We start from the raw sequence: 21,226 nt of genomic DNA on the forward strand, positions 1-21,226 counted from the left end.
CCTCCTCGCCCCAGCCGCACAGTAGCGTCGAGGGGTGAGCATTCTCTTCTCTCCCCTGAGCATCCGTTCCTCCGCTTTCCGCAACCGGCTCTGGGTGTCCCCCATGTGCATGTACAGCGCGGTGGAGGGCGTCGTGCAGGAGTGGCACCACACTCACCTCGCGCAGTTCGCCTCCGGCGGCGCGGGTCTGATCGTCGCCGAGGCGACCGCTGTCGTGCCGGAAGGTCGCATCTCACCGCGAGACGCCGGGCTCTGGAACGACGAGCAGCGCGACGCCTGGGCGCCGATCGTCGAGGCGATCCACTCGCGCGGTGCCGCTGCGGGCATCCAATTGGCGCACGCCGGCCGCAAGGCGTCGACCTGGTGGCCCTGGGCCGACGAGCGCGGATCCGTGCCCGAGACCGACGGCGGATGGACGACCACGGCCCCGTCCGCGATCGCCTTCGAGGGCTTCGCCGCACCGGTCGCACTCGATGCGGCCGGCATCGACGCCGTCGTGGCGGGATTCGCCGCCGCCACTCGACGGGCGCTCGACGCCGGCTTCGACGTGCTCGAGGTCCACGGCGCACACGGATACCTGCTGCACCAGTTCCTCTCTCCTCTGTCGAACCTGCGGGACGACGAGTACGGCGGATCGCTCGAGAACCGGGCTCGGCTGCTCCTCCGGGTGGTCGACGCGATCCGCGAGGTTGCCGGTGACGATGTGCCGGTGTTCGTCCGCATCTCGGCGACCGATCACGCCGAGGGCGGGTTCACGCCCGAGGAGGCGGCGACGGTGAGCACCTGGGCCACCGAGCACGGGGCCGATCTCATCGACGTCTCCAGCGGCGGGCTCGTCGCGCATCAGCAGATCAGCGTGTTCCCCGGATACCAGGTGCCGCTGGCCGAGTCGGTACGCCAGGGCGGACGCATCCCGGTGTCCGCCGTGGGCCTGATCACCGCTGCCGAACAGGCCGAGCAGGTGCTCGCCGACGGGGCCGCCGACGCGATCTTCGCCGGCCGGGAGTGGCTGCGCGACCCGCACTTCGCGCTCCGCGCCGCGCACGAACTCGGCGCGGACATCACCTGGCCGCCGCAGTACGAGCGAGCGCACTGGCGCTGACCACCACCCACGGCGAAGGCCCCGGTCCGCTCGGACCGAGGCCTTCGTCATGTGTGCGGCTCAGTGGCCGCGGATGCGACGGGTCGCGTCCTGCACCTCGCCCACGAGCTCCTCGAGGATGTCCTCCAGGAAGAGCACGGCGGTCGTGCGCCCCTGGGAGTCGCGCACCTTCGCCAGGTGTCGACCCGCTCGGCGCATCACCGCGAGTGCGTCTTCCAGATCCGTGTCCTCCTGGATCGGCACCATGTGGTTGATGCGCTTCGAGGGCAGCGGCTCGACCAGCTTCGCGGCAGAGCCCGGCCCGTCCGACGCCCGCAGGATGTCCTTCAGGTGGACGTACCCGACCGGCGCACCCTCGTCGTCGACGATCACGTAGCGCGAGAATCCGTACCGGGCGACGGCCTTCTCGATGTCGTCGGGCGTCGTGGACTGCGGAAGGGTCACGAGATCGCTGAGCGGAACAGCCACGTCGCGAGCCTTCTTGTCGGTGAACTCCACGGCGGCCGCGACCGTGCCCGCCGTGTCGGTGAGCACGCCCTCGCGCCGTGACTGGTCGACGATCGTCGCGACCTCGTCGAGTGTGAACGTCGACGCCGCCTCGTTCTTGGGCTCGACCCGGAACAGCCGCAGCACGCCGTTGGCGGCCGCGTTCAGCAGCCAGATCACCGGCATGAAGATCTTCGACACCAACACGAGCGGCGGCGCGAGTATGAGCACCGCGCGATCCGGCACCGAGAACGCGAGGTTCTTCGGCACCATCTCACCGAACACGACGTGAAGGAACGACACGATGAGCAGGGCGATCGTGAACGACACCGCGTCGACGACGCCGTCCGACCAGCCGATCGCGTGCAGCGGCACAGCGAGCAGATGGTGGATGGCGGGCTCTGAGACGTTCAGGATCAGCAGCGAGCAGATGGTGATGCCCAGCTGCGAGGTCGCGAGCATCAGCGTCGCGTGCTCCATCGCGTAGAGCGCGGTCTTGGCCGAGCGCGACCCGCGGTCGGCCTTCGGCTCGATCTGCGATCGACGCGCGGAGATCACCGCGAACTCTGCGCCCACGAAGAACGCGTTCGCCACCAGCAGCACGACCAGCCAGGCCAGTCCTCCCCAGTCGTTCATCGTCCGACCACCTCTCCCGGCAGATCCGGACTCGGAACGTAGCGGATCCGATCGACGCGGCGACCGTCCATCCGGACGACCTGGAGCGTGCCCGTGTCGAGGGCGACCTCGTCGCCCACCGACGGCACGCGCTCGAGGACGCTCATGACATACCCGCCCACGGTGTCGTACACATCTCCCTCGGGAACCTCCACACCCGCTCTGCGGCGCAGCTCATCGGGCCGCAGCTCCCCGGGGAACGTGATGCCGTCCCGATTGCGGACGACACCGGCGCGCGTGCGGTCGTGCTCGTCGGAGACCTCGCCCACGAGTTCCTCCACGAGGTCCTCCAGCGTGACGAGACCGGCAGTTCCGCCGTACTCGTCGACGACCACCGCGAGCTGATATCCGCGGGCTCTGAGCTCAGAGATGAGCGCATCGACGTGCACGGTCTCCGGCACGCGCAGCGGATCGGTCGAGAGCGCGCCGACAGGGACCTCGCCGCGTCGCTCGCGCGGCACGGAGATCGCGGCCTTGAGGTGAACGACACCCGTGATGTCGTCGAGATCGTCGTCGTACACCGGGAAGCGACTGTGCCCCGTCCGGCGAGCGAGCTGGATGACGTCGTCCGCCGAGTCTCCGACGGCGAGCGCATGCATGCTCGGCCGTGCCGTCATCACATCGGCGGCCGTCAATCGCGAGAACGTCAGGGTGCGGTCGAGCAGGCTGGCGGTGTCGGCTTCGAGCAGCCCGGCGCTCGCCGAACGACGCACGAGAGAGGAGAGCTCTTCCGCGCTGCGGGCGCCCGAGAGCTCCTCCTTCGGCTCGATGCCGATGCTCCGCAGGACCCCGTTCGCGCTGCCGTTGAGCACGACGACGGCGGGCTTGAAGACGGTGGTGAAGGCGACCTGGAACGGGATGACGAGCTTCGCGGTCGCGAGCGGCAGAGCGAGAGCGAAGTTCTTCGGAACGAGCTCGCCGAGGATCATCGACAGCACCGTGGCGACCAGCATGGCGACGATGGTGGCGATCGGGCCGACGGCCGCGTCGGGGATGCTCCACGCGACGAGCGTCGGACCGAGGAGGTTCGAGAGCGCCGGCTCCATCGTGTACCCGGTCAGCAGTGTCGTCAGGGTGATGCCGAGCTGGGCGGACGACAGGTGGGTCGAGGTGTGCTTGAGTGCGCTGATCGTCAGCGACAGGCGGGACTCGCCCCGGGCCTGGCGGGCTTCGAGGTCGGCACGGTCGAGATTGACCAGCGCGAACTCGCTCGCGACGAACAGCCCCGTGCCCACAGTGAGCAGAAGCCCCACGCCCAAGAGGATGTAGTCCATCAGTCGTTCCTCCCGATACGGAGAGGCAGGCAGTGGGGCGATGTACTACAACTGGGAGGGTCGTCCATGGTGTCCACGATTCTACGGGATGCCGGTGCGACGGAGGACGGGCCGCTACCAGCTGACCGGCAGCGCCTTGCCCTCTTCGTATCCGGCCGCGGACTGCAGCCCGACGAGCGCCCTGTCGTGGAACTCTGGCACCGAAGACGCACCGGCATAGGTGAACGACGACCGCACGCCCGAGGTGATCATGTCGAGCAGGTCCTCGAGTCCCGGGCGCAGCGGATCGAGGTAGATCTTCGACGAGGAGATCCCCTCCGCGAACAGCTCCTTCCGTGCGCGCTCATAGGCATCGAGGCGTCCGAATCGGGCCTGCACCGCCTTCGTCGAGGCCATCCCCCAGGATTCCTTGTAGAGACGGCCCTCCGCGTCGCTCTGCAGCTCTCCGGGCGCTTCGATCGTCCCGGCGAACCAGGAGCCGACCATGACGGATGCCGCGCCTGCGGCGAGCGCGAGCGCCACATCACGCGGATATCGCACGCCCCCGTCCGCCCAGACGTGCGCGCCCTGCTCGCGTGCCGCTTCTGCGGTCTCGAGCACGGCGGAGAACTGCGGTCGGCCGACCGCGGTCATCATCCGCGTCGTGCACATGGCGCCGGGCCCCACGCCGACCTTGAGGATCGAGGCGCCCGCCTCGACGAGGTCCGTGACGCCGTCGGCGGTGACGATGTTCCCCGCCACGATCGGGATGCCGAGGTCCAGAGCGGCCACGGCGCTCAGCGCACGCAGCATCCCCTCCTGGTGCCCGTGCGCCGTGTCGACCACGAGCACGTCGACGCCTGCGGCCGCCAGTGCCTTCGCCTTGGCGGCGACGTCTCCGTTGATGCCGACCGCCGCCGCGACGGCGAGACGGCCGTCGCGGTCCAGGGCCGGCCGATACAGCGTCGAGCGCAGAGCACTGCGCGCGCTGAGGGTGCCCACGAGATGTCCGTGGTGCGTGATCGTGACCATGTCGACGCCCGCGTCGGTGATCACGTCGAACGCATGACGCTCGGATCCGATGTCGTCGGCGTCGAGCGACGGTGTGCCGACGTGCACGAGATCGCCCAGCTGCGCATCGGGCAGCGCGGTCGCCAGCCGTGTCGCGGGCAGGACGCCGAGGATCCTCTCCGCATCGTGCGGTGCCTCTCCCGTGGCGACGACGATGCCGTGCCCGGCGGTGGCCGGCATCAGACGAAGGGCATCCGCCACCGACGCCTCGGGCGGCAGCACGATCGGCGTGTCCCACAGCACCGGCTGCGCCTTGACATCGCGGATCGCGGCGTCCAGCCCCTGCAGGGGCATGTCCTGCGGAAGCACTCCGAGCCCGCCCCGCCGTGCGAGCACCGCGGCGAGCCGAGGACCGGTGACGGAGTTCATGTTCGAGGCCACGATCGGGAGCGTCGCGGGAGTCCCGTCCTGCGGCGCCAGATCGACCTGCAGACGACTCGTGACAGCCGATCGTCGCGGCACGAGGAACACGTCGGAATAGGTCAGATCGACTGCGGGTGACTCACCGGAGAACTCCATACCCCCACGGTACTCAGATAGCGCCGCCGAGGGCGCATGCCTTCGACGAATGCCCGAGGAAACACGTTAGGCTTGGAAGTCGAGAGTGTGCGGGCCCGGACGCATCACGCGTCCTGGTGTGCATATATGGACTTCAGCGATGAAAGAGGGCGATCGAGCGTGTCGAACCAGGTGACCGGCGTCGGGGGCGACGGGGGTTCGGAGCCAATTCCTGGCTCGTGGAAGAGCTCTACGAGCAGTACAAGGTGAACCGCGACTCCGTCGACAAGGAGTGGTGGCCGATCCTCGAGAAGTACCAGTCGGATGCCGCGACCGGCAGCGCGGTCCCCGCAGCCGCCACGGAGCAGCCGGCTCACCCCGTGACCGCGCCCATCCCGGTCATCGGCGCACAGCCCGTCGCACGGACCACGACCAAGCCCGCCGCTGCAGCCCCGATCCCCGCGCAGGCTCCGAAGCCCGCAGCCAAGGCCGAGGCGCCCGAGTCAGCCGAGCCCGTCGAAGAGGACAAGGTCACGCCCCTCCGCGGTCTGCCCAAGACCCTCGCCGCGAACATGGACGAGTCGCTGACGGTTCCGACCGCGACGAGCGTGCGTACGGTGCCCGCGAAGCTGATGATCGACAACCGGATCGTCATCAACAACCACATGGCGCGCACGCGCGGCGGCAAGATCAGCTTCACCCACCTCATCGGCTGGGCGCTGATCCGCACGCTCGACGAGTTCCGCAGCCAGAACGTCTTCTACGCCGAGATCGACGGCAAGCCCTCGGTCGTGGCTCCGGCTCACGTGAACCTCGGCATCGCGATCGATCTGCCCAAGCCCGACGGCACGCGCGCTCTGATGGTCCCCAGCATCAAGCGCGCCGACACGCTGACCTTCAGCGAGTACCTCGTCGCCTACGAAGACCTCGTGACGCGCGCCCGCAACAACAAGCTGACGGCGGCCGACTTCCAGGGCACCACGGTCTCACTCACCAACCCCGGCGGCATCGGCACCGTGCACTCCGTACCTCGTCTGATGAAGGGGCAGGGCTGCATCATCGGCGCCGGTGCCCTCGAGTACCCGGCCGAGTTCCAGGGAGCGAGCGAGAAGACGCTCAACGAGCTGGCGATCGGCAAGACGATCACGCTGACGAGCACCTATGACCACCGAGTCATCCAGGGCGCCGGCTCCGGCGAGTTCCTGAAGAAGGTCCACGAGCTCCTGATCGGACAGCGCGGCTTCTACGACGACATCTTCGCCGCTCTGCGCATCCCGTACTCCCCCATCCGCTGGAACCCCGACATCGCGGTGGATCTCGCCGAGCGCGTCGACAAGCAGTCCCGCGTGCAGGAGCTCATCAACTCGTTCCGCGTGCGCGGTCACCTGATGGCCGACATCGATCCGCTCGAGTACGTCCAGCGCTCGCACCCCGACCTCGAGATCGAGAGCCACGGGCTCACCTTCTGGGATCTCGACCGCGAGTTCGTGACGGGCGGGTTCGGTGGCCGTCGGGTCGCCAAGCTGCGCGACATCCTCGGCGTCCTTCGCGACTCGTACTGCCGCACGCTCGGCATCGAGTACATGCACATCCAGGACCCGGAGCAGCGCCGCTGGTTCCAGGAGAAGGTCGAGGTCAAGTACCAGAAGCCCGGCCACGACGAGCAGCTGCGGGTTCTCCGCAAGCTCAACGAGGCCGAGGCGTTCGAGACCTTCCTGCAGACCAAGTTCGTCGGCCAGAAGCGGTTCTCGCTCGAGGGCGGCGAGTCTCTCGTCCCGCTGCTCGACGAGATCCTGCAGGGTGCGGCCACATCCGGACTCGAGGGCGCCGCGATCGGCATGGCGCACCGCGGCCGTCTGAACGTGCTGACGAACATCGCGGGCAAGACCTACGGCCACGTGTTCCAGGAGTTCGAGGGCACGCAGACCCCCGGCAACCAGCGCGGCTCGGGCGATGTGAAGTACCACCTGGGCACCGAGGGAACGTTCGTCGCCGATGACGGCTCCGAGCTCCCGGTGTATCTGGCCGCGAACCCGTCTCACCTCGAGACGGTCGACGGAGTCCTCGAGGGCATCGTGCGCGCCAAGCAGGACCGCAAGCCGATCGGCACGTTCGCCTGGCTGCCGATCCTCGTGCACGGCGACGCTGCGTTCGCCGGTCAGGGCGTGGTGGTCGAGACGCTGCAGATGTCTCAGCTGCGCGGGTATCGCACCGGCGGCACGATCCACGTGGTGGTCAACAACCAGGTCGGCTTCACGACCCTCCCGAACGACTCGCGTTCCTCGGTGTACTCGACCGATGTCGCGAAGACCATCCAGGCACCCGTGTTCCACGTGAACGGCGACGACCCCGAGGCTGTGATCCACGTCGCGCAGCTCGCGTTCGAATACCGCGAGCGGTTCCACCGCGACGTCGTCATCGACCTCGTCTGCTACCGCCGCCGCGGTCACAACGAGGGAGACGACCCCTCGATGACGCAGCCGCTGATGACCGACCTGATCCAGGCGAAGCGATCGGTGCGCAAGCTGTACACGGAGTCGCTCGTCGGTCGTGGCGACATCACCGAAGAGGAGTACGACGAGGCCAAGGCCGACTTCCAGAACCGTCTGGAGATCGCGTTCGCCGAGACGCACGCCGCCGAGACCGGTGCCAACCCGGTCGCGCAGGATCTGCCGCCGGTCGACGAGCAGGTCGGCGCTCCGGAGATCACCGGAGTCTCGAACGAGGTCATCCAGCTCATCGGCGACGCGTTCGTGAACAAGCCCGAGGGCTTCACCGTGCACCCCAAGCTGCAGCAGCAGCTCGAGAAACGTCTCGACATGAGCCGCAACGGCAACATCGACTGGGGCTTCGGCGAGCTTCTCGCCTTCGGTTCGCTCCTCGTCGAGGGAACGCCCGTGCGGCTCGCCGGGCAGGACTCGCGACGCGGCACGTTCGTGCAGCGTCACGCGACTCTGCACGACCGCGCGAACGGCCAGGAGTGGCTGCCGCTGTCGAACCTCTCCGAGTCCCAGGGCCGCTTCTTCGTCTACGACTCGCTCCTCAGCGAGTATGCGGCGCTCGGCTTCGAGTACGGCTACTCCGTCGAGGCTCCCGAGGCCCTCGTGCTGTGGGAGGCCCAGTTCGGCGACTTCGTCAACGGTGCTCAGTCGGTCATCGACGAGTACATCTCGGCGGCGGAGCAGAAGTGGGGACAGCAGTCCAGCGTCACGCTGCTCCTCCCCCACGGCTACGAGGGTCAGGGGCCGGACCACTCCTCCTCGCGCATCGAGCGGTTCCTGCAGATGTGCGCGCAGGACAACATGATCGTCGCGCGCCCCTCGACGCCCGCGTCGTACTTCCACCTGCTGCGCCGCCAGGCCTACGCGCGTCCGCGCAAGCCGCTCATCGTCTTCACCCCGAAGGCCATGCTGCGTCTGCGTGGGGCGACGAGCCCGGTCGAGGCCTTCACGCAGGGCCGTTTCGAGCCGGTTCTCGATGACAACCGGGGCCTCGATCGCAATGCCGTGAAGCGCGTCCTCGTGCACTCCGGCAAGGTGCACTGGGATCTCAAGGCCGAACTCGAGAAGAACCCGAACCCCGAGATCGCGCTGGTCAGGCTCGAGCAGCTCTACCCGACCCCGATCGACGGACTGAAGGCCATCACCGATTCGTACCCGAACGCCGAGCTGGTGTGGGTGCAGGAGGAGCCGGAGAACCAGGGAGCCTGGCCGTTCCTGGCACTCGCCTTCGCCGATGTCCCGGGTGACCGCAGCTTCCGTCCGGTGTCGCGTCCGGCTTCGGCATCGCCCGCGACGGGCTCGTCGAAGGTGCACGCAGCGGAGCAGGCGAAGCTGCTGCGGGATGCCCTCACGCTCGGCTGATACTCGGCAGACACGAAGGGGCGCCTCGACTTCGGTCGAGGCGCCCCTTTCGTCTGAGAGTTCAGTACCAGATGTCGAGTGCCGGCGCGGGGAATGCCACGAACGCGCGGTCCAGCTCTTCGACGACGGCGGCGTCGGCATCGATCCGTCCGGCGACGTGCAGAGACGAGGCCCGCACACCCCCGGCATAGAGGATGGAGAGCGCGGACACATCGAGCTCCGCATCCACGGCCGCGGCATCGTCCACGGCCTCGACGGATGCCTCCCCCGTCTCGTCGACGCGCAGACGCCAGCCACCCGACGCGAAGCCGAGCGGATCGCGAACGCGCAGAATCACATCGATGGGCGCCGAGTACCGTCGCGCAGGGAGAGCCGCGGGGACGTCGAGCAGGCGCAGCCAGCCATGGTCGTGCACCGTCTGTGTGACACCACGCGGGTCGCGAACCAGCCACGGAAGGGCATCGTCGAGCGGGCGCAGATCAGCGGTGACCTCGTCGACGAGATCGTGCTGCAGCGCGAAGCCCCACAGGGCGGCAGTCGCTTCGGGAGTCTCCGCGACCAGCAGGCGCACGGCGAGGGCGAATCGGAAGGATCCGGTGCGCTCGCTGAGGGTGAAGGCCATCGCCCCCCGCACCTCGCCGTCCGCATCGACGAAGCGGATGCCGCGCACCTGATCGCGGTCGGTGTCACTCGGTGACAGGCCGGCGATGCCGGTCCATCGCGAGTGCCACCCGGGGATCTGGCCGCCACGATGACCGCGGACCCGATCATGCACCGCTCCGAGTTCCGCGGCGAGCGACTCGCGGTCGAGGTATTCGACGCGGCCGTCCGAAGACGGACCTGCCCAGCCGGCGCGACGGGTATCGACCGTGACGCGCGACATATGCACAGCCGACCCGAAGCCGTACCTGCCGTAGATTGTCGCCTCCGAGACCGTCAGCCCCGCGATAGGCACTCCTGCCGTCGCCGCTGCCCTGAGCTCGCCCTCGAGGAGCGCTCGCGCGATGCCGCGACGTCGGTGCGTGGCCGACACCGTGACTCCGCTGATCGCCCACATCGGGATCTCGCCCCCACCGGGCAGCGTCAGCGGCGTGACCCAGGAGTCGATCGTGGCGACCGGAGGGGCGTCCGTCGCCGCTGCGTCGTAGACGCCGATGTTGCGTCGCGACTCGAAGGCCGCTCGGCCGAAGGCGAGCACCTCCGGTGTGGGCTCCGCGCCGAGGAAACCTCGGGTCATCGCCCTCTGGAAGCTCTCGGACTGTGCGTCGTCAGCGGTGTCGACGACCCGGTAGACCAGCGATTCCGCCGCCAGTCGCTCGGTGGAGGTCGGATCGGCCGGGATGTCGCGTGAATCGATGAGCGTCATGCTTCCAGCCTATGGGCGGATCCCGACATCACGATCTCAGGGGTCGACGGCTGCTCGCCCGCGGTCAGTGCTGAGCGGACTGCACCTCGCGCAGTCGCGCGAACACCTGGTCGCGCAGCTCCTCCGGAGCCGTCTCCTTGCAGGCGCGCGCCACGACCTCGGTGAGGGTCGTCGCCACGAGTGCCTCGTCCCGACAGGACGGGCAGTTCTCGAGATGCTCGCGGATCTCCGTGTGCTCGGTGTTGCAGACCTCGTTGCGGAGGTACTCCTCGAGATCCTTGCGGGCCTTGTCGCAGCCGCAGTCGGTCATTTCTTGCTCCTCGGGTCGGCCGCGGAGATTCCCCGCTCCACGGCGTAGTCAGCCAGCAGCTCCCGCAGCATCCGCCTGCCTCTATGCAGGCGACTCATCACGGTGCCGATGGGCGTCTTCATGATGTCCGCGATCTCCTGGTAGGCGAAGCCCTCGACGTCCGCGAGGTACACCGCCAGCCGGAAGTCCTCGGGTACGGCCTGCAACGCGTCCTTGACGACCGATGCGGGCATGTGGTCGATGGCTTCCGCCTCGGCCGAACGGCTGTGCGACGCGGTGGTCGTGGTCGACTCCGCACCGCCCATCTGCCAGTCCTCGAGCTCGTCGATCGTGCCCTGGAACGGCTCCCGCTGCTTCTTGCGGTAGATGTTGATGTAGGTGTTCGTGAGGATCCGATAGAGCCACGCCTTGAGGTTCGTGCCCTGCGAGAATGTCGCCCAGGATCCGTACGCCTTGACGAAGGTCTCCTGCACGAGGTCAGCAGCATCAGCCGGGTTGCGCGTCATGCGCATCGCCGCGGCGTAGAGCTGATCCATGAACGGGATCGCCTGTTCCTCGAATTCGCGCCGAGGGTCGCTGACCGTCTCTGCGGTTGCCGTGTCATCCATCACCGGCCAGTCTAGGCGGGCGAGGTCCACCGACTCGCGTTCCAGCGTTGCGAGCATGCTCTCTCCTTGTCGTCGAGCGCCCGGATTCCGTCATGCGAGCACTCGCGTTTACTAAGGTGGGAACCGATGAGCGCCAACAGGTATTCCCCTCCCTGTCCAGGGCGTCTACGTCGCGCCGACCAGCGCGAACGCCGTCCACGCGACCGTGACGATCCCGGGTTCGAAATCGCTCACGAATCGCGAGCTCATCATCGCCGCGATCGCTGACGGACCGGGCCGGCTCATCGCTCCGCTGCACTCCGACGACTCCCGCCGGATGATCGACGCGCTGCGTGCGTTGGGTGTGGGCATCGAGGAGGTCGACGGCAACGGAGACTTCGGCCCCGATCTGGCGATCACTCCCGCCAAACTCGTCGGCGGCACCACGATCGACTGCGGACAGGCCGGCACGGTCATGCGCTTCATCGCGCCGCTCGCGGGCCTCGCGCAGCACGACGTGCACCTCACCGCTCACGAGACCGCCCTGCACAGGCCGATGGGCGGCCTCATCAGCGCACTGCGCGACCTGGGAGTCGACATCGACGACGAGGGGACGTGGGCGCTGCCGTTCACGGTCCGCGGGCACGGCCGCATCCGCGGTGGACGGGTCGAGATCGATGCCTCGGCATCCAGCCAGTTCGTCTCGGGCCTGCTGCTCGCGGCGCCGCGGTTCGACGTGGGTCTGCACCTGGTGCACACCGGCGAGCATCTGCCGAGCCTGCCCCACATCGACATGACGATCGAGGCGCTGAGTCGTCGTGGCATTCGCATCGAGCGGCCCGCCACCGGAGAGTGGCTCGTCGAAGCGGGGGTGCCCCGCGCCAAGGAGATCGCCATCGAGCCCGATCTCTCGAACGCCGCGCCGTTCCTCGCCGCGGCCCTGGTCACGGGCGGGGCGGTGTCGGTTCCCGGCTGGCCGGTGCACTCCACTCAGCCCGGCGCACTGCTTCCCGAGATCCTGCAGGCGATGGGCGCGCACGTCGGCCGGCACAGCGGGACGCTGACGGTCAGGGCCGGCTCCGAGATCCGCGGACTCGACATGGACCTGTCCGCAGCGAGCGAGCTGACTCCCACCCTCGTCGGGCTCGCGGCGTTCGCGTCCGGCCCGACGACGATCCGCGGAATCGGTCACATCCGACTCCACGAGACCGATCGCATCGCGGCCCTCGTGGGCAACATCCGCGCGCTGGGAGGCGAGGCCGAGGAGCTCTCCGACGGTCTGCGCATCATCCCGCGGGATCTGCACGGCGGCGGCTGGGCGGCGCACCACGACCACCGCATGGCGACGACGGGCGCCCTCATCGGCCTGCGCGTTCCGGGAGTCGAGATCGACGACATCGGAACGACATCGAAGACCCTCCCTGAATTCACCCTCCTGTGGGAGCGCATGCTGCGGGGCGCGTCCGCGTGAGCTGGCTCGACGACTCCGACGACCTCGAGGACGACTTCGAGGACTTCGATGAGAGCAGCATCCGCGCGCGTCCGAACCCGAAGGCGAATCGCCCCCGCACGAAGCGGCGGCCCGCCCATGACGATGCGCAGATCGGACGCGTCCTCGGTGTCGACCGCGGCCGCTACTCCGTGCTGCTCGATGAGGACACGCCCGACGAGCGGATGATCACCGCGGCACGGGCACGAGAACTCCGCAGGAACCCGATCGTGACGGGCGACCAGGCGAAGGTCGTCGGTGACATCTCCGGCGAGGACGGCACGCTGGGGCGCATCATCGGCATCGCCGATCGCACCTCTCTGCTCAGGCGCAGCGCCGACGACACCGACCAGGTCGAGCGCGTCATCGTCGCGAACGCCGATCAGATGCTGGTCGTCGTCGCCGCGGCCGACCCCGAGCCGCGAGCCCGACTGGTCGACCGCTATCTCGTCGCCGCTCTGGACGCCGGCATCCGCCCGCTCCTCGTCGTGACCAAGACCGACCTGGCCGATCCCAGCGCCTTCCTGTCGCACTTCGACGGCCTCGACCTGCGCGTCTTCACGAGTGCGCAGGACGAGATGCCCGTCGATGAGATCGGCGCGGCACTGGTCGGTCACTCGACGGTCTTCGTCGGCCACTCCGGCGTGGGCAAGTCGACGCTCGTGAACGCCCTGGTTCCCAGCGCGCTCCGCGCTACAGGGCACGTCAACCAGGTCACCGGCCGTGGCAGGCACACCTCCTCGTCCACCGTCTCTCTGCGGTACGTCGGCCCCGAGGGTCGCGGTTGGGTGATCGACACCCCGGGGGTCCGGTCCTTCGGACTCGGGCACGTCAACCCCGCGAACATCCTCGCCGCATTCACCGAGCTCGCCGAGATCGCCGAGAACTGTCCGCGCGGCTGCACGCACCTCGCCGATGCCCCGGATTGCGCTCTCATCGAAGCCGCGGAGAGCGGCGAGCTCAGCGAGACGGGACGAGCGCGTCTGGACTCCCTCCAGCGGCTCCTGCAGACCTTCGCCGACAAGGCGGAGCAGACGCCCGGCCGCTAGGCTGGAGGGGTGACTGTGCGCCTGGAACCCGGAACCGCTGCCCCCGACTTCGCTCTCCTCGACCAAGACGGACAGACCGTCACCCTCGACGATCTGCGCGGCCGCAAGACGGTGCTGTACTTCTATCCCGCGGCCATGACCCCGGGCTGCACGACTCAGGCCTGCGACTTCCGCGACAGCATCTCGTCGCTCGAGGGCGCCGGATACCGGGTGGTCGGGGTCTCGCGCGACGAGCCTGCAAAGCTCGCCGAGTTCCGCGAGCGCGACGGCCTCACCTTCACCCTTCTCAGCGACCCCGACCACGCGGTGCACTCCGCGTACGGCGTATGGGGCGAGAAGATGAACTACGGCAAGGTCGTGGAGGGCGTCATCCGATCGACCTTCGTGCTCGATGAGCAGGGCACGATCGCACTCGCCCAGCACAACGTCAAGGCCACCGGACACGTCGCGCGCCTGCGCAAGCTCCTCGGCGTCGACGCCTGACGGTCACTCCGCCGGGCGCTCGTTCTCGGCTCGCGTGCTGGCGATCAGCAGCGCGAAGCACAGCAGTGCTGGCAGACCCACTCCGACGGTGAACGCCCACGCGACCGGCTGCAGCGTCAGCGAGGCGAGCGCGAGCGCGATGGCGAGCACCTGGAAGACGACGCCACCCGATCGCGCCCATGACCGCCCCGTCCTCGTCCCGATCGCGAACGCGATGAGCGCGGCGGCGCCGAGGAGAGTGAGCACGATGAGAGCGAGCGCTGTCGGCAGTGAGGCTGCGTCCCCTGCACCGAGGCCCACGAGCTCGATGAGAGCGAAGACGATCAAGGCGGCGCCCTCCGCCGCGAGAACCGCGGATGCCGCCAGAGCGAGGCCGGGTGAGCGCACAGTTGTCTCCTGAGAATCGGATGAGAACGGCGGAAACCCTTGATTTCGCCGGTTTCATGTAACAGAATAGACAGCGTCATGTGCTCCCACAGCGGCGTGGGGCGGGCTTCGAGCTCGCATCACAGAAAGCGGGCATCCGTCCGTATCTCATACAGGGTAGCTGAACCCGATCTGCACCCGAAATCCGAGTCGTCGCAGTGCGTCGATTTCTGAAAAACCACACCGAGGAGCCCCCATGGACTGGCGCGATAAGGCCGCCTGCTTGACTGTCGACCCCGAACTGTTCTTCCCTGTCGGGAACACGGGTCCGGCCGTCGACCAGATCGAGAAGGCGAAGACCGTCTGCGCCACCTGCACGGTGACCGAGATCTGCCTGCAGTACGCCCTCGAGTCCAGCCAGGACTCGGGCGTGTGGGGCGGCCTCTCCGAGGACGAGCGCCGCGCACTCAAGCGCCGCGCCGCCCGCGCCCGCCGCGCCTCCTGAACATCGAGAAGCGGCCCGAGACGATGTCTCGGGCCGCTTCTGCGTATCTGCTCACCGCCGCAGCGGACTCGTCACGCGGTGAGCCAGCGGAGCGGGATGTCGATGACGACCTCGGTGCCCTCTCCCTCGCTCCCCCGCCACTCGATCGATCCGCTGAGTTCCCCCTGGATCAGGGTGCGGATGATCTGCGTTCCCAGTCCCTGACCGATGCGCCCCTCCGGCAGGCCCTTGCCGGTGTCGTGCACCGTGACGCGCAGATTCTCCTCGGTGCGCGCGGCGTCGATCGTGACCATGCCCTCCTGCCCTGCGAGGCCGTGCTCCACCGCGTTCGTGACGACCTCGGTGAGCGCGAGAGCCAACGGCGTCGCATACTCGCTCGGCAGGACCCCGAAGCGCCCGGTCGACCGAGTGCGCGCACGGGTGTTCGGCGCGGATGCGACCTCGGCGACGAGCTTCAGAACCCGGTGGAACACCTCGTCGAAGTCGACCTTCTGAGTCAGCCCCTGAGCGAGGGTGTCGTGAACCACCGCGATGGAGTCCACACGTCTCATCGCCTGGGTCAGCGCATCGCGCGCCTCGTCCGAGTGCGTACGACGCGCCTGGATGCGCAACAGCGATGCGACCGTCTGCAGGTTGTTCTTGACACGGTGATGGATCTCACGGATCGTCGCGTCCTTGGTGATGAGCTCCTGCTCCTGATGACGCAGCTCCGACACGTCCCGGCACAGGACGATGGCACCGATGCGCGTCCCGTGATCCTTGAGGGGAATCGCCCGCAGCGAGACAGTGACGCCGCGTGCTTCGATGTCGGTGCGCCACGGGGCGCGCCCCGTCACGACGACGGGCAGCGACTCGTCGACCTGTCGCGACGGCGGCACGAGCCTGGTGGTGACCTCGGCGAGAGACTCGCCCTCCAGTTCGTCATCGAAACCCATGCGATTGAACGCCGAGAGCGCGTTCGGACTGGCGAACGTCGTGATGCCGTCGACGTCGATCCGGATCAAGCCGTCTGACGCTCGGGGAGCTCCGCGGCGCGGGAGGTCGGAGCCGCCGGATCGGGAAAGCTGCCGTCGGCGATCATCCGGAAGATGTCGTTCGCGCACTCGTCGAACGTGATCTGCTGTCGCGACGGCGTCCGGGCCTCGCCGAGGTTCGTGTGCCGGGTGACGACGCCGATGACGGTCCCCTGGTGCTCACTGCCGCGGCGCTCGTTGACGATCGGCACCGCTCTCACGCGCGTCGGGGTCTCCTCGAACCAATCCGGCGAGGACGAGTCCACGATCTCCGCCGAATCGAACGCCCCCTGTACCTGCGTGCGCCACTGCGGCCGCACCCGCTCGCCCACGATGTCGCGGTAGAACAGGGTGGCCGCTCCGCTCGGACGGGCGTGGGCTACGGCGACGAACGATCCATCGTCGGTCTCGATCCAGACGACGATGTCCGCCGACGCGAGGTCCGCGAGAAGCTGACCGTCGCCGGCGAGTCGATGCAGCCACTCGACATCGTTCTCGGCAAGACGGCCCTGGGCATTGGCGAGGTCGCTGAGCGTTGACACCCCACCAGCCTAGAGCGCGTCCGCTCAGAGAACGGCCAGCGACGTCGCCCGCCAGCGTCGGTCGAGACCTTCGAGGCGAATCGCCACCGCCCGGGTGCGACCGGGACCCGCGACCACGACGACGGCCTCCACCTTGCCGTCCACCGGTTCCGTCACGCGGATCGACAGGATCTCGAAAGTCGGGCGCGCAGGCGAGACCCCCTCGCGCTGCGCGCCCTCGCCGACAGATTCGCCCGCGTCACCAAACTCCGGTACGCGTCTTCATTGAACCAGCGGGCGAGCTGATCGACTTCTCTGACTCCCGCGAGCACCTCGAGCACGCCCTGGGTCAGGCTCCGCAGCAGCGGACTCGGATCCGGCAGCTCGGCGCGGGGCGTCGGCTGTGGTGCGAAGTACTCGTGAAGCATCATCTGAGGCACTCTCCATCGGGAAGACTGCGCCAAGTAGAGCATGCGTCGACTGGCCGATCCGGTCGCGTTCGTGATGTATGTGGATAACTCGTACATGCGCTCCCGGACTTCATTTACGGTGGTCCGCGTGCACTGGGATCGACTGTTCGAAGACCTCGAAGGCCAGCTGGCCTCCGAGTGGGAGAGCGAGCGCGCGGCGCTCGACGCCGAGTCGGAGCGCCTGCGCATCTCGAGGCTCGAGCTTCGCAGCCGGCTCAGAGTGCTCTGCGCATCGGCCGCTCCCGCCACCCTGGATCTGCCGGGTGGAGCTCGCGTTCGGGCACGACTGAACGCGCTGGGCTCCGATTGGATCGCTGCGACGATCGCGCAGGCCGAGGAATCACGGACGACGCGGTCGACCGTGATCGTCCCCCTCCACGCGCTCCGCGGACTCACCGTCGATCACGGCCTGCTGCTGTCGAGCCTGGACGAAGAGGACGACCCCGCCCCCGTGCTCCGCGAGCGCATGTCGCTCGGGTTCGTCCTCCGTGACCTCGCCCGGCGGCGGGTTCCGGTCAGAATCGTCAGCGTCGATGCATCCGACCTCCACGGGACGATCGACCGAGCGGGTGCGGACCATCTGGATCTCGCCCTGCACGACCCGGGCGAGGCGAGGACCGCCTCGGCGGTGCGTGCGTTCCAGATCATCCCGTTCGCAGCCGTCACGTCGGTTCAGACCGCGGGAGATCAGATGCCGTGACGGCGGGATGTGCCCCAGACCTCTGGGAAACTCGCCTCATTCGCCTCACGCCACAGCGCCATCCGTCTGGCCTCTTCGGACTGCTCGGCGAGATACTCCGAAAGGCTCGACTCCTCGACGCGCCACCGGGCGGGTGCACCGAGCTTGGACCCGCGCAGACGCCCGGCGTAGACGAGTTCGATGACCTCGTCGACCCCGATGCTCAGCAGTTCCGCCACCTGCGCCGGCGCGAGGAAGCGCTGCGTGGCCGGAGAGGGATGGGGCATGCTCCCATTCTCCCCCTGCCGTGCCGATACGCCAGGGCCGATCCGATGCTGTGGATAAGTCTCGAGCAGCCGCGGCGATTTCTGTGACCATGTCGCCATGAGCAAGTTCTCCCGTTCACGGCGTGCCGTCTGGGGTGATGCCCGCTTCCTGATCGGCATCGCCGTGGTCGCGCTGTCTGTCGCCGGCGTGTGGGCCGTCGTCTCCTCCTCCGGCGCCACGACACCGGTACTCCAGGCGACGCGAACGATACCGCTCGGCGAAGCGCTCGTCTCCGGTGACTTCCAGGTGGTGGACGTGGGACTCGGCGCCGTCTCGGATCGCTACCTCGCGCCCCAAGACCTTCGGCCCGGTCAGATCGCGTCCCGGACGGTCGTCGACGGCGAGCTGATGCCGACTTCTGCCGCCGAGGACGCGGATGCGAACAGAACCACCACGATCGTCGTCGAGAGCAGCACCGGCATCCCGGCCGATGTGGGCGCCGGGAGCATCATCGAACTCTGGCATTCTCCTCCGGTGGACGATGGCGCCCTCCCGGGGACGCCGCGCATCCTCGTCGCCGATGCGATCGTCACATCGGTGACGAAGACCGAAGGAATGCTCGCCGCCGACGGCACCACGGCTGAGATCGTGATCGACCGAGCGGATGTCGCCGATGTGCTGTCCGCTATCACCGGCGGCTCTGTCCTGTCCGTCGTGCCGATCGGCTCGACCTCATGACGTCGGTAGTCATCGCGCTACCCGATTCCCGTGCACGCACCCTGGCCGAGGAACTCGAGCTCGAAGGCATCAGCGTGGTTTCCGTCGTCGCGCCGAGCAGGATCCTGCCCCTGCCCGACGGCGTCGATGCCGTCATCATTCCCGCCAGCCGCGCGGTGCTGACGCCCGCGCTGGTCGCCGACTGCGACAGGGCAGGAGTGCGGATCCTGCCGCTCGGCGACGGCGACAGCAGACTGCTCGGGCGCTATGGCCTCGCGGCCGCACTCCCGACAGAAGCGCGCGGCTGGGAGATCGCTGCAGCGCTCACCGCCGACCTTGCGGGCTCCGTCGAGCGAATCGCGCATTCTCCGCGTCGTGTCACGGTGGTCTGGGGTCCGTCCGGTGCGCCGGGACGATCGACCGTCGCGATCCAGCTCGCCGTCGAGCTGTCCAGGGCAGGACGCCGCACTGCCCTGGTGGATGCCGACACCGTCGCTCCCTCCCTCGCGCTGCTGCTGGGACTCAGCGATGATGCACCCGGGATCGCCGCCGCGTGCCGTCGGGCAGAACTCGGCGCACTCGACTCGGCAGAACTCACACGGCTGGCGACCGTCCTCGACACGAGCGCAGGAGAGATCGAGGTCCTCGGGGGCATCAATCGCCCTGGGCGCTGGCCGGAACTCGGCGCACGTCGATTGGAGGCGACGCTGCGCGCATGCCGCAGCTGGGCAGAGGAGACCGTCGTCGACGTCGCGAGCGCCTTCGACGCCGACGATGAGGCGACGTACGACCTCACCGGCCCGCGTCGCCACGCAGCCACCGTTGCCGCGCTGCAGGAGGCAGACCTGATCATCGCCATCGCGGCGGCCGACCCGCTCGGCATGAGCAGGTTCATCAGGGAGCATGCCGAGCTACGACGGCTCACGACCCCGACGCCCATCAGAGTGGTGGTGAACCGCGTGCGCCCCGGCCCCCTGGGCATGGATGCGCGAGGTCAGATCCGGCGCACGCTCGAGAGGTTCGCCGGCATCGCGGACGTCGCGTTCCTCCCTTTCGATCAGCGGGCCGCCGACGCCGCCGTCCTGCACGCCCGACCGATGGCGGACCTCACTCCGCGCTCGTCCCTCGTCGCCGGCGTGCGCCGCGTCGTGGAGACTCTCGTCTCCACATCAGCAGAGCCGCCTACTGGCGGTAGCTCGAGAGGAAGTTCCCGAGGCGCTCGACGGCTTCTGCGAGCACGCGGGGCTCGGGGAGCGTGACGAGTCGGAGGTGGTCGGGGTCGGCCAGTTGAAGCCGGTTCCCTGCACGAGGAGGATGTGTTCGGAGACCAGCAGGTCGTAGACCAGCTTCGCGTCGTCCCTGATCTCGTGGACGTTCGGGTCCAGACGAGGGAAGGCGTACAACGCACCGACGGGCTTGACGCACGAGACACCGGGGATCGATTCGAGTCCCTTCCAGGCGATGTCACGCTGCTCATGCAGGCGCCCGGTCGGCGCGATCAGCGAGTCGATGGACTGCACTCCCCCGAGAGCCGCCTGAACCGCGTACTGGGCGGGGACGTTCGGGCAGAGACGCGTCGAGGCGAGCAGGTTGATCCCCTCGAGGAACCCCTTCGCGTGGTCCTGCGGCCCGGTGATCACGAGCCACCCGGACCGGAAGCCGGCGACCCGGTAGGTCTTCGAGAGCCCGTTGAACGTCAGACACAGCAGGTCCGGCGCCAGGGTCGCCGTCGGGATGTGCACCGCATCATCGAACAGGATGCGATCGTAGATCTCGTCGGAAAGCAGCAGCAGCTGGTTCTCACGGGCGATCTGCACCATGCCCTCGAGAACTTCGCGTGAGTAGACCACGCCGGTCGGGTTGTTGGGGTTGATGATGACGAGAGCCTTGGTGCGCGGAGTGATCTTGGATCGGATGTCCTCGAGGTCGGGCTGCCATCCGTTGTCCTCATCGCACAGGTAATGGACCGGGGTGCCGTCAGCAAGACTCGTCATGGCGGTCCACAGCGGGTAGTCGGGTGCCGGGATGAGCACCTCATCGCCCTCGTCGAGAAGAGCCTGCATCGTCATCGTGATGAGCTCGGAGACGCCGTTGCCGAGGAAGACATCCTCGGGATCGAATCGCGGGAACCCGGGGATCTCCTCGTACCGGCTGACGACTGCTCGCCGTGCCGAGATGATCCCCTTGCTGTCGCTGTACCCGTGGGCGGTCGGAAGCGCGGCCAGCATGTCGTGCACGATCTGGTGGGGTGCCTCGAAGCCGAAGATGGCGGGGTTGCCCGTGTTGAGCTTGAGGATCCGATGTCCCTCGGCCTCGAGCCGCGCCGCCTCGACGAGCGTGTTTCCACGGATCTCGTACAGGACGTTCTTGAGCTTCGACGACTGGTCGAAGTGGCGCGTTGGTGTCATTGAGCAAGCCTACAATGACGCGACGAGGGGCCGATCCCCACGGACCGG

Annotated in this window: 17 protein-coding genes and 3 pseudogenes; 9 read left to right on the plus strand and 11 right to left on the minus strand. The window is 68.2% G+C overall.

What is annotated here, in order from left to right; all coding sequences use genetic code 11:
- Positions 1 to 34 precede the first annotated feature (34 nt).
- The gene (locus ACZZ93_RS04570) at positions 35 to 1,102 is read left to right on the plus strand and encodes an NADH:flavin oxidoreductase/NADH oxidase (protein WP_463510557.1); all 1,068 of its coding nucleotides are present in this window, start codon (positions 35 to 37) and stop codon (positions 1,100 to 1,102) included.
- A 60-nt stretch (positions 1,103 to 1,162) separates the two neighbouring features.
- On the opposite strand, the gene ACZZ93_RS04575 is transcribed toward ACZZ93_RS04570, so the two are convergent.
- The 3 genes from ACZZ93_RS04575 to guaB1 form a co-directional block, all read right to left on the minus strand.
- Positions 1,163 to 2,224, minus strand: a complete 1,062-nt coding sequence (locus ACZZ93_RS04575) for a hemolysin family protein (RefSeq protein WP_053095682.1) — start codon at positions 2,222 to 2,224, stop codon at positions 1,163 to 1,165.
- Complete coding sequence (locus ACZZ93_RS04580; protein ID WP_053095681.1) at positions 2,221 to 3,537, minus strand: hemolysin family protein; 1,317 nt, start codon at positions 3,535 to 3,537, stop codon at positions 2,221 to 2,223. Before ACZZ93_RS04580 ends, ACZZ93_RS04575 begins: the two co-directional genes overlap by 4 nt.
- 114 nt (positions 3,538 to 3,651) lie before the next feature.
- The gene (gene guaB1 / locus ACZZ93_RS04585; RefSeq protein WP_463510558.1) at positions 3,652 to 5,106 is read right to left on the minus strand and encodes a GMP reductase; all 1,455 of its coding nucleotides are present in this window, start codon (positions 5,104 to 5,106) and stop codon (positions 3,652 to 3,654) included.
- Positions 5,107 to 5,324: 218 nt separating this feature from the next.
- On the opposite strand from guaB1, the gene ACZZ93_RS04590 reads away from it, so the two are divergent.
- On the plus strand, positions 5,325 to 8,948 hold the full coding sequence (locus ACZZ93_RS04590) for a multifunctional oxoglutarate decarboxylase/oxoglutarate dehydrogenase thiamine pyrophosphate-binding subunit/dihydrolipoyllysine-residue succinyltransferase subunit (protein WP_463510559.1): 3,624 nt from the start codon (positions 5,325 to 5,327) through the stop codon (positions 8,946 to 8,948).
- Between the two features lie 61 nt (positions 8,949 to 9,009).
- On the opposite strand, the gene ACZZ93_RS04595 is transcribed toward ACZZ93_RS04590, so the two are convergent.
- The 3 genes from ACZZ93_RS04595 to ACZZ93_RS04605 all read right to left on the minus strand — a co-directional run bounded on the left by ACZZ93_RS04595 (position 9,010) and on the right by ACZZ93_RS04605 (position 11,289).
- Positions 9,010 to 10,314 carry a GNAT family N-acetyltransferase gene (locus ACZZ93_RS04595; RefSeq protein WP_463510560.1) on the minus strand — a complete coding sequence of 435 codons (1,305 nt, stop codon included), beginning with the start codon at positions 10,312 to 10,314 and terminating at the stop codon, positions 9,010 to 9,012.
- 64 nt (positions 10,315 to 10,378) lie between these two features.
- On the minus strand, positions 10,379 to 10,624 hold the full coding sequence (locus ACZZ93_RS04600) for a zf-HC2 domain-containing protein (RefSeq protein ID WP_053095677.1): 246 nt from the start codon (positions 10,622 to 10,624) through the stop codon (positions 10,379 to 10,381).
- Positions 10,621 to 11,289 (minus strand): sigma-70 family RNA polymerase sigma factor, encoded by a 669-nt coding sequence (locus ACZZ93_RS04605; protein WP_053095676.1) that lies wholly within the window; start codon positions 11,287 to 11,289, stop codon positions 10,621 to 10,623. Before ACZZ93_RS04605 ends, ACZZ93_RS04600 begins: the two co-directional genes overlap by 4 nt.
- 85 nt (positions 11,290 to 11,374) lie before the next feature.
- On the opposite strand from ACZZ93_RS04605, the gene aroA reads away from it, so the two are divergent.
- Genes aroA through bcp form a run of 3 tightly spaced genes read left to right on the plus strand, consistent with a single transcriptional unit; the run spans position 11,375 to position 14,232 of the window.
- Positions 11,375 to 12,682: a 3-phosphoshikimate 1-carboxyvinyltransferase gene (aroA, locus tag ACZZ93_RS04610; protein WP_463511722.1), complete on the plus strand. Its 1,308-nt coding sequence runs from the start codon at positions 11,375 to 11,377 to the stop codon at positions 12,680 to 12,682.
- Positions 12,679 to 13,749: a ribosome small subunit-dependent GTPase A gene (gene rsgA, locus ACZZ93_RS04615; RefSeq protein WP_053099066.1), complete on the plus strand. Its 1,071-nt coding sequence runs from the start codon at positions 12,679 to 12,681 to the stop codon at positions 13,747 to 13,749. Before aroA ends, rsgA begins: the two co-directional genes overlap by 4 nt.
- A gap of 9 nt (positions 13,750 to 13,758) precedes the next feature.
- Positions 13,759 to 14,232: a thioredoxin-dependent thiol peroxidase gene (gene bcp / locus ACZZ93_RS04620; protein WP_463510561.1), complete on the plus strand. Its 474-nt coding sequence runs from the start codon at positions 13,759 to 13,761 to the stop codon at positions 14,230 to 14,232.
- Between the two features lie 3 nt (positions 14,233 to 14,235).
- Here the strand turns inward: bcp and ACZZ93_RS04625 are convergent, their stop codons facing one another.
- On the minus strand, positions 14,236 to 14,619 hold the full coding sequence (locus ACZZ93_RS04625; RefSeq protein WP_053095673.1) for a hypothetical protein: 384 nt from the start codon (positions 14,617 to 14,619) through the stop codon (positions 14,236 to 14,238).
- 235 nt (positions 14,620 to 14,854) lie between these two features.
- Between ACZZ93_RS04625 and ACZZ93_RS04630 the strand changes: the two genes are divergently transcribed.
- Positions 14,855 to 15,103 carry a WhiB family transcriptional regulator gene (locus ACZZ93_RS04630; RefSeq protein ID WP_028503730.1) on the plus strand — a complete coding sequence of 83 codons (249 nt, stop codon included), beginning with the start codon at positions 14,855 to 14,857 and terminating at the stop codon, positions 15,101 to 15,103.
- 71 nt (positions 15,104 to 15,174) lie between these two features.
- Here the strand turns inward: ACZZ93_RS04630 and ACZZ93_RS04635 are convergent.
- Together ACZZ93_RS04635 and ACZZ93_RS04640 are read right to left on the minus strand one after the other, a co-directional pair.
- A pseudogene (locus ACZZ93_RS04635) lies at positions 15,175 to 16,658 on the minus strand (sensor histidine kinase).
- A gap of 24 nt (positions 16,659 to 16,682) precedes the next feature.
- Positions 16,683 to 17,068 (minus strand): annotated as a pseudogene (locus ACZZ93_RS04640) (Rv3235 family protein).
- Between the two features lie 94 nt (positions 17,069 to 17,162).
- Here ACZZ93_RS04640 and ACZZ93_RS04645 point away from each other — a divergent pair.
- Positions 17,163 to 17,807, plus strand: a complete 645-nt coding sequence (locus ACZZ93_RS04645) for a hypothetical protein (protein ID WP_222839164.1) — start codon at positions 17,163 to 17,165, stop codon at positions 17,805 to 17,807.
- On the opposite strand, the gene ACZZ93_RS04650 is transcribed toward ACZZ93_RS04645, so the two are convergent.
- Positions 17,795 to 18,073 (minus strand): helix-turn-helix domain-containing protein, encoded by a 279-nt coding sequence (locus ACZZ93_RS04650; RefSeq protein WP_053095671.1) that lies wholly within the window; start codon positions 18,071 to 18,073, stop codon positions 17,795 to 17,797. The genes ACZZ93_RS04645 and ACZZ93_RS04650 overlap by 13 nt on opposite strands.
- A 97-nt stretch (positions 18,074 to 18,170) precedes the next feature.
- Here ACZZ93_RS04650 and ACZZ93_RS04655 point away from each other — a divergent pair, with 97 nt between their 5' ends.
- Complete coding sequence (locus ACZZ93_RS04655; RefSeq protein ID WP_056278253.1) at positions 18,171 to 18,791, plus strand: CpaB family protein; 621 nt, start codon at positions 18,171 to 18,173, stop codon at positions 18,789 to 18,791.
- Complete coding sequence (locus tag ACZZ93_RS04660; RefSeq protein WP_463510562.1) at positions 18,788 to 20,029, plus strand: AAA family ATPase; 1,242 nt, start codon at positions 18,788 to 18,790, stop codon at positions 20,027 to 20,029. The genes ACZZ93_RS04655 and ACZZ93_RS04660 overlap by 4 nt, the downstream gene beginning before the upstream one ends.
- On the opposite strand, the pseudogene ACZZ93_RS04665 reads toward ACZZ93_RS04660, so the two are convergent.
- Positions 19,953 to 21,178, minus strand: a pseudogene (locus ACZZ93_RS04665) (pyridoxal phosphate-dependent aminotransferase). The gene ACZZ93_RS04660 and the pseudogene ACZZ93_RS04665 overlap by 77 nt on opposite strands.
- Positions 21,179 to 21,226 lie beyond the last annotated feature (48 nt).

The sequence above is a fragment of the Microbacterium sp. AC026 genome (assembly GCF_979258475.1).